The organism is Bordetella tumulicola (assembly GCF_054779135.1).
The window spans coordinates 60,916-74,606 of record NZ_BAAGYU010000019.1 but is presented as its reverse complement, the minus strand read 5'-3'; the positions used below and the strand labels follow the sequence as shown (position 1 = coordinate 74,606).

Annotated in this window: 15 protein-coding genes; 6 read left to right on the top strand and 9 right to left on the bottom strand. The window is 61.3% G+C overall.

Annotation, left to right across the window (positions count from 1 at the left end):
* Positions 1–112: 112 nt before the first annotated feature.
* The 4 genes from ACYVDM_RS26395 to ACYVDM_RS26380 all read right to left on the bottom strand — a co-directional run bounded on the left by ACYVDM_RS26395 (position 113) and on the right by ACYVDM_RS26380 (position 2,157).
* Positions 113–862, bottom strand: coding sequence for a lysophospholipid acyltransferase family protein (locus ACYVDM_RS26395; RefSeq protein WP_415792233.1), 750 nt, complete (start codon positions 860–862; stop codon positions 113–115).
* Positions 863–948: 86 nt separating this feature from the next.
* Positions 949–1,344, bottom strand: coding sequence for a Holliday junction resolvase RuvX (ruvX, locus tag ACYVDM_RS26390; RefSeq protein ID WP_415792234.1), 396 nt, complete (start codon positions 1,342–1,344; stop codon positions 949–951).
* Positions 1,337–1,903 (bottom strand): YqgE/AlgH family protein, encoded by a 567-nt coding sequence (locus tag ACYVDM_RS26385; RefSeq protein WP_415792305.1) that lies wholly within the window; start codon positions 1,901–1,903, stop codon positions 1,337–1,339. The genes ruvX and ACYVDM_RS26385 overlap by 8 nt, the downstream gene beginning before the upstream one ends.
* A gap of 89 nt (positions 1,904–1,992) precedes the next feature.
* The gene (locus ACYVDM_RS26380; protein WP_094819754.1) at positions 1,993–2,157 is read right to left on the bottom strand and encodes a rubredoxin; all 165 of its coding nucleotides are present in this window, start codon (positions 2,155–2,157) and stop codon (positions 1,993–1,995) included.
* 124 nt (positions 2,158–2,281) lie between these two features.
* Here ACYVDM_RS26380 and ACYVDM_RS26375 point away from each other — a divergent pair, with 124 nt between their 5' ends.
* From ACYVDM_RS26375 to ACYVDM_RS26350, 6 genes are all read left to right on the top strand, one after another.
* Positions 2,282–3,127: a hydroxymethylpyrimidine/phosphomethylpyrimidine kinase gene (locus ACYVDM_RS26375; protein WP_415792235.1), complete on the top strand. Its 846-nt coding sequence runs from the start codon at positions 2,282–2,284 to the stop codon at positions 3,125–3,127.
* Entirely contained in the window at positions 3,124–3,798 is a 675-nt protein-coding gene (gene thiE / locus ACYVDM_RS26370; protein ID WP_415792236.1) for a thiamine phosphate synthase, read from the top strand. The genes ACYVDM_RS26375 and thiE overlap by 4 nt, the downstream gene beginning before the upstream one ends.
* A 148-nt stretch (positions 3,799–3,946) precedes the next feature.
* Positions 3,947–5,230 (top strand): glutamate-1-semialdehyde 2,1-aminomutase, encoded by a 1,284-nt coding sequence (hemL, locus tag ACYVDM_RS26365; protein ID WP_415792237.1) that lies wholly within the window; start codon positions 3,947–3,949, stop codon positions 5,228–5,230.
* 127 nt (positions 5,231–5,357) lie between these two features.
* The gene (locus tag ACYVDM_RS26360; protein WP_415792238.1) at positions 5,358–5,660 is read left to right on the top strand and encodes an ArsR/SmtB family transcription factor; all 303 of its coding nucleotides are present in this window, start codon (positions 5,358–5,360) and stop codon (positions 5,658–5,660) included.
* A 61-nt stretch (positions 5,661–5,721) separates the two neighbouring features.
* On the top strand, positions 5,722–6,693 hold the full coding sequence (locus ACYVDM_RS26355; RefSeq protein ID WP_415792239.1) for a zinc-dependent alcohol dehydrogenase family protein: 972 nt from the start codon (positions 5,722–5,724) through the stop codon (positions 6,691–6,693).
* 145 nt (positions 6,694–6,838) lie between these two features.
* A complete protein-coding gene (locus ACYVDM_RS26350) occupies positions 6,839–7,183 on the top strand; it encodes a nuclear transport factor 2 family protein (RefSeq protein WP_415792240.1) in 345 nt (114 codons plus the stop codon).
* Between the two features lie 62 nt (positions 7,184–7,245).
* Here the strand turns inward: ACYVDM_RS26350 and ACYVDM_RS26345 are convergent, their stop codons facing one another.
* The 5 genes from ACYVDM_RS26345 to ACYVDM_RS26325 form a co-directional block, all read right to left on the bottom strand.
* Complete coding sequence (locus ACYVDM_RS26345; RefSeq protein WP_415792241.1) at positions 7,246–7,650, bottom strand: RidA family protein; 405 nt, start codon at positions 7,648–7,650, stop codon at positions 7,246–7,248.
* Positions 7,651–7,763: 113 nt separating this feature from the next.
* The gene (locus ACYVDM_RS26340) at positions 7,764–9,404 is read right to left on the bottom strand and encodes an AMP-binding protein (RefSeq protein ID WP_415792242.1); all 1,641 of its coding nucleotides are present in this window, start codon (positions 9,402–9,404) and stop codon (positions 7,764–7,766) included.
* Between the two features lie 90 nt (positions 9,405–9,494).
* Positions 9,495–10,352: an enoyl-CoA hydratase family protein gene (locus tag ACYVDM_RS26335; RefSeq protein ID WP_415792243.1), complete on the bottom strand. Its 858-nt coding sequence runs from the start codon at positions 10,350–10,352 to the stop codon at positions 9,495–9,497.
* Positions 10,353–10,420: 68 nt separating this feature from the next.
* Complete coding sequence (locus ACYVDM_RS26330) at positions 10,421–11,212, bottom strand: SDR family NAD(P)-dependent oxidoreductase (RefSeq protein WP_415792244.1); 792 nt, start codon at positions 11,210–11,212, stop codon at positions 10,421–10,423.
* A complete protein-coding gene (locus ACYVDM_RS26325) occupies positions 11,209–13,632 on the bottom strand; it encodes a bifunctional salicylyl-CoA 5-hydroxylase/oxidoreductase (protein ID WP_415792245.1) in 2,424 nt (807 codons plus the stop codon). Before ACYVDM_RS26325 ends, ACYVDM_RS26330 begins: the two co-directional genes overlap by 4 nt.
* Positions 13,633–13,691 lie beyond the last annotated feature (59 nt).

Sequence of the window (13,691 nt, the reverse complement as noted above, 5' to 3'; positions counted from 1 at the left end):
GCAGTCCCCGCAGGGGACCGAGGGCGCCTCCTGGCGCGCCCGAGCCATTTCGATCAGGCCGGGCGGGACCGACCCGCGACGCTCGCCCTGCAACGGCGCCTCAAGAACTCACCTACAACCGCTCCAAAATAGCACTACGCGCCTGTTTAGAAAGCTCAAGTCGGGTCATGGGCTGACCCTCGGCGGTTTGCGTGCTGAGAGGTGCGACGAATTCGACTTCGACGCAGAGGCCTGTTTCACCGAGGACGCGCCAGATGTTGGCTGCGAGCGTTTCTTCGCCGACGAAGGACGCCAGCGGGCTGCGTTGGCCGTGATGCAGGAAACGGAGTACGACGGGCTGGATGGGAACGCCGGCGATGCGGGCAGGTTCGAAGAGGCTGGCGTGGAAGGGGCGAACGGTGTCGCCCACGCTCGTCGTGCCTTCGGGGAAAAGGCCGACGGCGGCGCCTTGTCGGAAACGGGCCTGGGCAGCTTCGCTGACGGCCTGCACGGCGTGGCGTTGGCCCCGTTCGATGAAAAGGGTGCCTGCGCCGGCGGCAAGCCAGCCTACCAACGGCCAACTGCGAATTTCACTTTTGGCGACGAAAGCCGTGGCGCGAACGGAGTTCACGACGAAAATGTCGATCCAGGAGACATGATTGGCGACCCACAGGACGGGGCCCGTCAATAATGCCTCGCCGCTGACGACTACCTTGATGCCACAGAACGACATGAGGCGACGGGACCAGTAGCGGTTGAGCCAGGCGCGTGCGGACAGGCTCAGGAATGGATATACCAGGCCCACGCAGAGTAGGCCGACAATTACCCACAGCGCCACGAGAATCAGGCGCAGGACAACGCGTGGCAACTTTAGTAATGACAAGTTTCAAGCTCCCTGGACCACGGCGCACCCTCCCGCAGGGCGTACTGCTGGCCGGCCAGCATCATACCTGTGATTGGCGTGAACCATCATGGCAACGCGTCCAGGTAGCGTTGCAGAATGACCGTGGCGGCCACGGCGTCGTCGGCGGCATGAGTGCCCAGAAGTTGTTGGGCCTCCATGCTGGAGCCCCGTTCGTCGACGAGCTCGACGTCCACGCCAAAACGGCCGTGGAGTTGATTTGCAAAGCGGCGGCATCGTGCGGTAGCGGGTTGCTCGCCGCCATCCGACGCCAAAGCCAGGCCGACAACGACGCGGTGGGGCTGCCATTCTTCTAGCAACTGCGCGATTCGCCCAAAACGGGCGTCGCGTACCTCGGAGAAAATGATTTCGAGTGGGCGTGCCTGGCCGGTCAGCGTATTGCCGATCGCAACGCCGATTTTCTTTTCACCGAAATCGAACGCCAGCAGCGTTTCCTCAGGCATGCCCCGCACCGCCGGACAGCATGACCGGATCCACACCCAGCAGTTTCAGGGCGGCCGGATAGCGATCCTCGGGCGGCACCTCAAAAATGATGTTGGCGTCGGCGCCCACATTCAGCCAGGCGTTTTGAGCCATCTCGCTTTCGAGTTGGCCTGCTCCCCAGCCGGCATACCCCAGTGTCACGAGGAGGCGTGCAGGTCCATTGCCGTCGGCGACATCTTGCAACACATCGCGCGAGGTGGTCAGCGCCAGATCGCCCATTTTGATACTGGAACTGTAGTCTCCGGCCGGCGCATGCAGCACGAAACCACGATCGGTCTGCACGGGCCCGCCGAAAAATACCAGCGACTCATGGACCGGCTGGATTTCCAGCTTCAGGTCGATGCGCTCCAGCAGGCCGGACAACGTCAAGTCTGTAGGGCGATTGATGACCAGCCCCAGTGCGCCGCGCTGGGTGTGTTCGCAAATATAAATGACCGAACCCGCCAGATTGCCCTCAACCATCTGCGGCATGGCAATCAGGAACTGGTTGGAAAAATCGGTGGCCGGCGCCTGCGACATGTCGTCGTCATTGGCGTGCGTATCGTAATGTTCGTCGGTCATAGCCCCCCCTTGGGGCCGTCCGTGAGGCGGCAGCACCGCCCGCACGTTCAGATTTCCATCAGTTCAAAATCTTCTTTCCGGGCACCGCACTCGGGACAGACCCAGTTTGGCGGGACGTCTTCCCAGCGGGTACCCGGCGCAATGCCCTCTTCGGGCAAGCCAGACTCTTCATCGTATACCCAGCCACAAATCAAACACATCCAAGTACGCATAATTGTCTTTTCTCTGTTACATCAACTGGCGGCAGGCTTGTCCAACACGGACAAAGCACAGGTCGCATCCATTAGAATGGGGCAATCTTACCGAAACCCAATAGGGGTTGCCCGATTTGCCGCCATGTGGCCCGGAATACCTCCGTCTTTTCACGCAGCCTTTGACCCAGTGACTCCCCCTCTCATTCTGATTTTTGGCCCTGTCGACCCCTCTGGCGCCGACGGTCTCCCGGCGGACGCAGTAACCAGTGCCCGCCTGGGCTGCCACGGCTTGGCCGCCGCGACTGCCCTCACCGTGCAGGATACTGCCGGAATCGAAGACATCCATCCCATTTCGGCCGAACTGCTCGACGATCAGGCTCGCTGCCTGCTCGAAGACATGCCGGTACAAGCCATTAAAGTCGGTGGACTATACAGTGCCGAGACCGCCAGCGTGGTAGCTCAGATCGCGGCTGACTACAGTCAGGTGCCACTGGTGCTGCACCTGGGGCATCGAAGCTTGGTGGCGTCCGACGTCGCGGCAGAGGACGACGCCGAAGACCTGCTGGCCGCCACTCTCGAACTGGTGCTGCCCCAAACCGATCTGGTCGTGGTTGAACATCTGCGACTGGCGCAATGGCACGCCGATGGCGAAATCAACATCGGCGACGCCCCCAGCCCCATGCACGCCCTTGCGGCGGGTGGCGCGCAGTGGGTCCTGGTGCTGGGCTCTCCCGTGCGCCCCGGACATCATGCCAATGTACTACTGGGCCCGGGCGGTCAAACCGTCACCTGGCCCTGGCAGCCCCCACCCGATCGCAATGCCGACACGGGTGGGGTCGCAGCCGTCGCGGCTGCGGCCATGCTGGCGCAGGGGCTAGAGATGCCCAAGGCCGTCGAGCAGGCCTTGCTTCACGCGGATGAAACCCTGGCCAAGGCATTCCTGGCCGGCATGGGCCGTCGCATCCCCAACCGGATCGCAACGTCATGACCGCTTTGCGCTTTCCCTCCGGGTTGTACGGCGTCACCCCCGAATGGGACGATACTGACCGCCTGCTCCACGCCGTGCGCACCGCAGCCGCGGGAGGCATGCGCGCCCTCCAGCTACGCCGTAAAAACGCCGACTCTGTGCAACGCGCCGCACAGGCCCGGGCACTCGCGCCACTGTGCCGCGAGTTGGGCGTCGTATTTCTTATCAATGATCACTGGCGGCTTGCCCTGGAGGTCGGCGCCGACGGTGCCCATCTGGGTCGCGACGACGGTGATCTGGCCCAGGCGCGCGCCGATGCGGGTCCCGGCCTGATCCTAGGCGCATCCTGCTACAACGAACTGGATCGAGCGCAAACTTTGCTCGATGCCGGCGCGGATTACATCGCGTTTGGCGCGGTATTTTCCTCCCCCACCAAGCCGCAAGCGGTGCAAGCGCCGTTGAGTCTGCTCGCGCAGGCACGCGCCCTGGCGACAGAGCACGCCAAGGCCCATGCAAGGATATCGGGTAACTCGACACGCGCCGCCGTGGTCGCCATCGGCGGTATCACGCCGGCGCTGGCGCCCCAAGTCGCCCAGGCGGGTGCGGACAGCATCGCGGTCATCACCGGGCTCTTCGAGGCCCCTGATATCCAGGCGGCCGCTGTCGCTTGCACAGCGCCATTTATCGCGTAGCTACGGACGGCCCGATACCCGATTGAGCGCCATGCAATGCTCCGTCTTCGGGCAAGGCAAAAATCAAAGGGTTTATCCTAGCGTCTTCGGACTTTTCATCATCACCCAGCGACGGCACCGCCGCCGCGTTTTTCTCAAGCCGCACATCATGTCGACCAACGCCCAGCTTTTTGATCGCGCCTGCCGCAGCATTCCCGGCGGCGTCAACTCGCCCGTACGCGCCTTCCGTTCGGTGGGCGGCACGCCGCGCTTTATCAAGCGCGCACAAGGTCCGTATGTGTGGGACGAAGAAGACACTCGCTACATCGACTACATCGGCTCCTGGGGCCCCGCCATTCTCGGGCATGCCCATCCCGAGGTTGTCCTGGCCGTGCGCGAAGCCGCCCTGGACGGCCTGTCCTTTGGCGCCCCCACCCTGGCCGAGGTCAAACTGGCCGAAACGCTCATCGAGCGCCTGCCCTCGCTGGATAGCGTGCGCCTGGTGACCTCGGGCACCGAAGCGACGATGACCGCGATACGCCTGGCTCGCGGCGCCACCGGCCGTGCCAAGATCGTCAAATTCGAAGGCTGCTACCACGGGCATTCGGATAGCCTGCTGGTCAAGGCCGGCTCGGGGCTGCTGACGTTCGGCAACCCCAGTTCGGCTGGCGTACCGCCTGAATTCGTGGCGCACACGCTGACGCTGGAGTACAACAACCTGACTGCGGTGCAGACCGCCTTCGCTCAACATGGCGCCGACATCGCTTGCGTGATCGTCGAACCGGTGGCCGGCAACATGAACCTGATCAAACCGGCCGACGGGTTTTTGCAAGGGCTGCGCGACGTCTGCACGCAGCACGGCGCCGTGCTGATCTTTGACGAAGTCATGACCGGTTTTCGTGTGGGACCCCAGGGCGTACAGGGCCTGACGGGCATCAAACCTGACCTGACGACGCTGGCCAAGGTCATCGGCGGCGGCATGCCCATCGGCGCGCTGGGTGGCCGTGCCGACCTGATGGCCCACCTCGCGCCGCTGGGCGGGGTCTATCAGGCGGGAACGCTATCGGGCAACCCGGTAGCGGTGGCCGCCGGTCTGGCCACGCTGCGCCTGATCGCCCAGCCAGGTTTCTATGAACAGCTCTCCAAGCAAACCTTGCGTCTGACAGACGGACTGCGCCAGCGCGCCCAGGCCGCCGGCATTCCGTTCGCGACCGACGCCATCGGCGGTATGTTCGGCCTGTACTTCCGCGACACGGTGCCCACCTCGTTTGCCGAGGTATCGACAGGTGACACCGAAGCGTTCAAGCACTTCTTTCATGCCATGCTGGATCGCGGCGTGCACTTCGCGCCGTCGGCGTTCGAAGCCGGCTTCGTGTCAGCCACTCACGACGACGAGGTCATTGACGCCACGCTGGATGCGGCCGAGGCTGTCTTCGCCGGGATGAAAGCCTGACGAATCTAGCCAAACGCATCCTAGGCATAAAGCGTCCCTGGAGGGATGAGACCGGGCATAGGTCAGTCCCTGCGGACTGCCCTGCACCTCGCATTGACATATCGGTAAATTTCGATATAATCACATCATGGATTTACTCGAAATATTCAAAGCCCTCTCAAACCGTACGCGCCTTGAAATCTTGAAAGGTTTGAAGGATCCGGCGAACAATTTCCCTCCGCAGGATGAAGGGGACGTTCTTACGGTCGGCGTCTGCGTCAGCAGTATTCAAGAAGGCGTCGGGCTATCGCAGTCAACAGTGTCTGATTATCTTGCAACGCTGCAACGAGCGGGCTTGGTCGAAGTCAGGCGGATTGGTCAGTGGACCTACTACAAGCGGAACGAAGCAACCATCAGCGCTCTTGCCGCCATCATAGGGAAAGAGCTGTAATTTTTTTACCACTAAATATCGGAATTTCCCGATATTTCTTTTTACAGAAATGGAGATTGAAATGAAAGCGATGATTCTTAAGAAGTTTGGCGGCCATGACAGCTTTGAGCTGCAGGACGTGGCAATTCCTGAAGTAGAGACCGGTGAGCTGTTGGTGCGCGTGATCGCCACTGCCATCAACCCTCTCGACTACCAGATTCGCCGGGGCGACTATCCGGAGTATGTTCCCCTGCCTGCCATCACCGGCCATGACGTCTCAGGCGTGATCGAAAAGGTGGGCCCCGGCGTGATCGACTTCAAGGTGGGTGACGAAGTGTTCTACACCCCCAAGATCTTTGGTCCCAAGGGAGGCTCCTACGCCGAGTACAACGTCGTCCCGGAAGCATTGGTGACGCACAAGCCTGCGAATCTGTCGCACGAAGAGGCTGCTTCTATGACTCTCGTGGGCGGAACCGCGTGGGAATCCCTCGTCTCGCGAGCAAAGCTGGGTCCGGCGGAGTCCGTGCTGATTCACGGTGGGGCAGGGGGCGTTGGGTCCGTCGCGATTCAGCTGGCCAAGACACTGGGCGCAACCGTCTACACGACCGCCCGGGGCATTGATCTAGAGTTCGTGCGCGAGTTGGGCGCAGATTACGCCATTGACTTCGCCACCCAGGACTACGTGCAAGAGATCGCCCGCTTGACGGGTGGCAAGGGCGTGAATGTGGTGTTCGACACGATTGGAGGCCTAACACTGAGCCAGTCACCTCACGTACTCAGCGACGGCGGCCGCGTCGTGACGCTGGTCGATCTGGCCACGCCACAGAACCTCATCGCAGCATGGGGCGTGAACGCCGAGTATCACTTTGTCTTCACTCGCCAGAACCGGGGCAAGTTGCAGGCTCTCAAGACGCTGCTTGAGAATGGTCGCATCCGCCCGATCATTGGCGCCAGGTTTTCGCTAGCGCAGATCCCGGAAGCCCACGCCGCATTGGAGCGAGGTGAGGTTAATGGCGAGCCGCTCCGCGGGAAAGTGGTGATTTCGGTTTCTTGATCAACGCCCTGGCGGGTTCTCCCCGCCAGGGCTCAGGAAGCATCATCACCATGACGACCGAGAACAACTTTTCAGAAAGCGGGTATTCAGCGTTTCACTCCGCTGACGACAAGCAGTCAGTTAACTATCTACGAGAAATCACATCATGCCTACTACTGAACAAGTTCTTGCCAGCCACGAAGCCGCGCTCGGTGAGCAGAATGCTGTCAAAGTGTCGACCCACTATGCGGAAAACGCCGTGGTCATCGTCAATGGGGACACCTACCTTGGATCACGAGAGATCGCGTTGATGTATGCCAAACTGATCAATGACCTGCCTGCCGCAACATGGCGCACCGACGTGGCGGTGATCCACGAGGATTTGGCCTACGTGGAATGGACATGCAAATCTGCCACATCAAAAGTTGAGTTTGGAACCGACACGTTCGTCGTATCCAATGGCCTCATCACGCGGCAGACGGCAAGTTTCAAGATCGTTGCGGACAACTGACCATAGGGCGTCGAGGGCTCGGCCATAAATCTTGCTGTTGCCAGCCCTTTTTTTCCGCAGGGTCACGCCGGAATCACGGCGGTCACCTCGATCTCGACCTTGGCGCGGTCCTCAACCAGATCCGCCACCTCGACCGCACTCATCGGCGGGAAATGGCGCCCGACGATTTCCCGATAGTGCTTGCCGATCTCGGGATAAGCCGCGACATACTCGCGCTTATCCTTCACATACCAAGTCATGCGCACAATGTGCTCTGGCTTGCCTCCGCCCTCGGTCAAGATCGCCATCACATTCAATAAAGCCTGGCGCACCTGTTCGGCAAGGTCATCGGTCTCGAACTGCTGCAGACCATTCCAGCCCACCTGTCCACCCACAAACACCAGTCGGTCACCCACTGCGACTTGCGTCATCACTCCGTTCGAGTAGCCGCGCGGCGGCGTCCAGTCTGGCGGTTGCAAAATATCCATGGGATCACCTTGTTGTATTAAAAACGGCCTGTATGCACAGACATAAATCATCAAAAATTGCGTCAAACCACAACCGGCCCGAGTCTCGCTGCGACGCGGCAAGCATCGTGCGTCTACGCCATTTTTCGCAACGCGAATCGCTGCAATTTGCCCGTTTCGGTACGCGGCAGCGATGAGACAAAAGCAATAGCGCGTGGATACTTGTAGGGCGCCACTGTGCCCTTCACAAATCGCTGCAGCGCCTCCGACAACTCGGACGAGGGCTCGTAACCCGGCTTGAGCACGACAAAGGCCTTGACGATCTGGCCACGCTCTTCGTCCGGTTTGCCCACCACGCCGCACTCCGCCACAGCCTCGTGACGCAGCAAGGCATCCTCGACCTCGGGGCCGGCAATGTTGTAACCCGCCGAGACGATCATGTCGTCATTGCGTGCCTGGTAAAAGAAATAGCCATCGTCGTCCTGCACAAACGTGTCGCCAGGCAGATTCCATCCATGCTGCACGAAGCGACGCTGGCGATCGTCGGCCAAATAGCGGCAACCCGTGGGCCCTTTGAGCGCCAGGCGCCCCGCCGTGCCATTCGGTACGGGCTGCATGTTGTCATCCACCACGCAAGCGACATACCCCGGCACTACTTTGCCGATCGCGCCGGGACGGACTTCATCGGGCGGGCTGGATACGAACACGTGAATCATCTCGGTGCCGCCGATACCATCGATCATCTCGATACCCGTGGCCTGCTTCCACAACTGTCGTGTCGCATCGGGCAATGCCTCGCCTGCCGAAACACTCTTGCGCAGCGAGCGAATGTCATATTTATCCGCGAGCGCCGCCATCTGACGATAGAACGTGGGCGCGGTAAAGACGATCGTGGCGCGAAAATCCTGAATCAACGCCATCAGCGTCTCGGGATTCAATTTCTCGGCCAACACGACGCTGGCCCCTACCCGTAGCGGAAAACACAGCAGTCCGCCTAGACCGAATGTAAACGCCAACGGAGGCGTGCCGCAAAAAACATCATCCGGCTGGGGCTTGATCACGTGGCGAGGAAACAGATCGCACATGGCCAGCACGTCACGATGAAAATGCATACACCCTTTGGGCATGCCCGTCGTGCCACTGGTAAAGGCAATCAGGCACACGTCGTCGACCGCGGTGTCACATGCCGTGAAATCGTCTGGCTTGGCCGTCGCCAATGTATCCAGGGCGTCGGGCGCAGTGTCGTTAAACAACATGATCTGGCGCAGTGGCGCGCAGTGATGTTCGTGCCCGGGCTGCAAACAATATTCGGCCTCGACACGCAATTGCGTGTCGCACAGCATCGCCGATACTTGAGCCTTGTCGATAATCTGCTTCAGTTCTTTGGCACGCAACAGCGGCATCGTCGGCACCGTCACCAGGCCCGCCTTGATCGCCGCCAACCACGACGCGGCCATCATCGGATTGTTGGGGCCGCGCAGCAATAAGCGATTGCCAGGCACCAATTGCATGTCCTCGGTCAGCACATGGGCAATGCGATTGGTCAGGGCTTGCAATTGCGCGTAGGTCATCGTCCTGGGCTGGCCGTCCTGAGGCCAACGCAGGGCGATCCGGCCACCGTCACCGCGCGCCACCATGGCATCGACCAGCTCTACCGCGCAATTCAAGCGGGAGGGGTAATTCACATCGGGACCATCGAGCAAGAACTCGGGCCACTCATCGGGTGGTGGTAAATGATCTCGTGCGTAGGTATCCAGATGGGCAGAGCGTTCCATAATGTTCCCCTTGCAATGCGATGATGATTGCGATGGCTAACCGTGGCCGTCTAAGCGAACGTCGTGTCAGCCACCTTTGCGCCGGCCATTTCAATCCCCTTCGAATACCGGTTTTTGCTTGGCGACGAATGCCTCGTACGCGCGATGAAAATCACGCGTCTGCATGCAAATGGCCTGCGCCTCAGCCTCGGCCTCAATAGCCTCGTCCACGCCCATGTTCCATTCCTGGTGCAGCAGTTTTTTGGTCATGCCGTGTGCAAAGGTCGGACCCGCGGCGAGTTGCGCAGCCAGCGTTTGCGCAGCCTCCAACAACCCGGCACTGTCATGCAAACTATTGAAAAAACCCCATTGCGCGCCCTCGTCCGCGGTCATCGCGCGGCCGGTATAGAGCAACTCCGAGGCACGGCCTTGACCGATCATGCGCGGCAGCAAGGTGCAAGCTCCCATGTCGGCGCCCGCCAGCCCCACCCGAGTAAAGAGGAATGCTGTACGTGCCGCCGGGGTACCCACGCGCAAATCCGAGGCCAGGGCGACCATGGCCCCCGCCCCGGCGCACACCCCATCAACCGCCGCCACAATCGGTTGTGGGCACGCGCGCATCGCCTTGACCAGATCCCCCGTCATCCGCGTGAAATCCAGCAGCTCCGGCATCGTCATTTTGGTCAGTGGGCCGATGATTTCGTGCACATCGCCGCCCGAGCAAAAATTGCCGCCTGCCCCGGTCACCACCACGACCTTGATATCAGTGGCGAGCACCAGGCCGCGAAACAGATCGCGGAGCTCGGCATACGAATCAAACGTCAGCGGGTTTTTGCGGTCAGGTCGATTCAGCGTGATAGTGGCAACCTTGGCATCGGACGACACCTGCCACAGGAAAGTCCGGGCCGCATAATCCGCATAGGGGCGACGATGATGCTTCATGGTGTGTTCGTTAGGGGCTGCGGTCATGATGTCTCCTGCGGATCTGCACTCAGTATTAGGAATGTTCTGCCGATGGCGGTTGAATTGGGCATGAGTCAGCCGGGCATGACCTCACCGCCATCGACGGCGATGGCTTGCCCATTGATCGACGCGCTAGCCGGCAAGGCCAGCCAGGCCACAGCCTGCGCAACCTCTTCGGGCTGCACCAGCCGGCCTTGGGGATTGCGCGCGGCGAGTTCGTCTCGTGCCGCCTCGGCCGTACGGCCCGTCTTGCTGACGATGTTGCTGACGGCCTCACGCACGATGTTGGTCTCCGTAAAACCCGGGCAGACAGCGTTCACTGTGATGCCCCTGCGCGCGACCTCCAGCGCCAGGGCACGCGTCAGGCCCATCACCCCATGCTTGGCCGCGCAATACGCGCTGGTGTAGGCGTAGCCGATCAGGCCCGCGGTGCTGGCCACGTTGATAATGCGCCCCCAACCGGCGGCCAACATGCCGGGCAACGCCGCTTGCGTGCAGTGAAAGGTCCCCGTCAGGTTCACCGCCAACATGGATTGCCACAAGGCCGCGTCTGTTCGATCGAATCGCTGGCTGACCGCCTGGCCCGCATTGTTGACCAGGATATCCACGGCGCCGGCGTCGCGCGTGGCCTGTTCGAACGCGGCCCGTACCGCGGCCTCGTCGGCAATATCGGCCACCACCGCGCGCACCGTCGCCTGCGAACCCAATGCCGCCACGGCCTCGTCCAGTGCCGTCTGATTTCGACCCAATAGGGTCAGTGTGGCCCCACGCTGCTGCAGCGCCCGGGCGCACGCCAGGCCGATACCTCGCGCGCCGCCGGTGATCAGCGCATGACGCCCTGTTAACGCATCGCTCAATCCGCTCATTTCACGTCCTGTTGCGCCAACAGCGCGGCGCGTTCGAAGTTGGTTTCCAACTGGCGCTTGCCCGCCACGTACTGTTTTGGCCACGTCGTCTCGCGGCAACCGACGCGGGCGGCCTCGCGCAGTGTCCAGGAGGCGTCTGCCAGATGTGGGCGCGCCAGTGCGCACAAATCGGCGCGTCCCGATGCAATGATGCCGTTCACATGATCCGCCTCGAAGATGGCCCCCACCGCAATCGTGGCGATTCCCGCTTCGTTGCGAACCCGATCGGCAAACGGCGTTTGGTACATACGGCCATACACAGGCTGTTGGTCCGGACTGACCTGCCCCGAAGAACAATCGATCATGTCCGCGCCTCCCGCCTTGAAGGCGATCGCGATTTGCACCGCGTCATCCGCGGTAATGCCCCCTTCGACCCAATCATGCGCCGAAATGCGCACCGACATAGGCAGATCGACGGGCCAGACCTCGCGCACCGCACGAAATACCTCCAGGGGATAACGCAAACGATTTTCCAGACTACCGCCGTACGCATCGTCTCGGTGATTGGCCAACGGCGAAATAAAACTGGACAACAAATAGCCGTGCGCGCAATGCAGCTCGAGCCAGTCAAAGCCGGCCTCGGCCGCGCGCCGCGCCGACGCCACAAACTCGTCGCGTACACGATCCATATCCTCGCGCGTCATCGCGCGCGGCGTCTGCGAGATACCTGCCAGATAAGGCAACGCCGATGCCGATAACAGCGGCCAATTGCCGGACGGCAGCGGATGATCCATCTGCTGCCAGCCCACCTGCGTCGACCCCTTGCGGCCCGCGTGCCCAAGCTGTATTCCGATGCGCGCCGGACTCTGGCCATGGACAAATTCCACGATCCGTCTAAACGCCCGCGCCTGCTCGTCGTTCCACAACCCCGGGCAACCCGGCGTAATCCGGCCGTCCGCCGAGGGACAAGTCATCTCGACCATCACCAGACCCGCCCCGCCCAGCGCGCGCGCGCCCAGATGCACCAAATGGAAATCCCCCGGCACCCCGTCCACGCAGGAATACATCGCCATGGGAGACACGACAATGCGGTTCGGCACTACCATTCCACGTACACGATACGGCGTCAGCATTGGCAAGGGTGCAGCCGTGGCCTCGGCAACCTTCGCCGGACGGCCAGCAATGCCATTTCCCATCGCCGCCTCGGCCAGGGAGGCCTCGCCAGTCGCGCCCACCTGACTCGCCGCTCGTCGCGCCAATCGGCTCTCATAGCCCGTCAGCCACGCCGGATCGCGCATGCGCAAATTCTCGTGCGAGATGCGCTGTGAACGTGTCAATAGCGAATACGCAAACTGTTCGGGATCCAGCCCGGCATAACGCTGTACGTTTTCGAACCATTCCGTCGAATTGCGCGCCGCATTCTGGATCTTGAGGACTTCGACGCTGCGTACATCTTCGTAATGTTGCAGGCCCTGCTCCAGTCCGACTTCGGCGCCGCCCAGGCAACGCGCCAACTCTATCGCGTCTTCCAGCGCCAGCTTGGTACCCGATCCGATGGAAAAATGCGCCGTGTGAGCCGCGTCCCCCATCAGAACCACCGGCACGCGACGCTCGCCGCGCGGTGTCTCCAGGGTATTCCAGCGCACCCAGGTATTGCAGATCACGCGCGGAAAACGGATCCAGATAGCCGCACCCCTCAAATGCGCGGCATTGCTGATCAACGGATGGCCATCAAGCCAGGGAGCGAACAGCTTTTCACAGAACTCGATGCCCTCTTGCTGGCTCATCTCGCCGATGCCCGAGGCCTGCCAGGTTTCATCGGGCGTCTCGACGATGAACGTCGACAACCCATCCTCGAACCGATACGCATGTGCCTGAAACCAGCCATGCTCCGTTTGGACAAACGCAAACGTAAACGCGTCAAAGACCTTGGTCGTACCCAACCACACAAACCGGCAGCGTCGCGTATCGATATCGGGTTCAAACGTCTCTGCATAGCGCGTGCGCACCTGGCTGTTGAGCCCGTCCGACGCGATGACCAGATCCGCGTCGTACTGTTGCGCCATGGCCTGATCGTCTTGGACCAGTGTCTCGAAAACCAGTTTGACGCCGACCTCTTCGCAGCGCGCCTGCAAAATGTTCAGCAGTTTCTTGCGACCGATGCCGATGAATCCGTGTCCACTGGTGCGAACACTGTGATCCCTGAAATGAATCTCGATGTCGTCCCAGTGATTGAAGGCATCACCGATGGTTTGCGCCGACACAGGATCCGCCTGCCGCAGATTGTCCATCGTGGCATCGGAGAAAACCACGCCCCAGCCGAAGGTGTCGTAGGGTCGATTGCGCTCGACGACGGTGACCTCGTTGGACGGGTCCCGCAGCTTCATCAACAGGCCGAAGTATAAACCAGCGGGGCCACCCCCCAGGCAGACGATCTTCATTGCAGCGGCTCCGTGAGACCGACACTCATCCGGAGGAACAGCGGCCTCCCGATGATTAA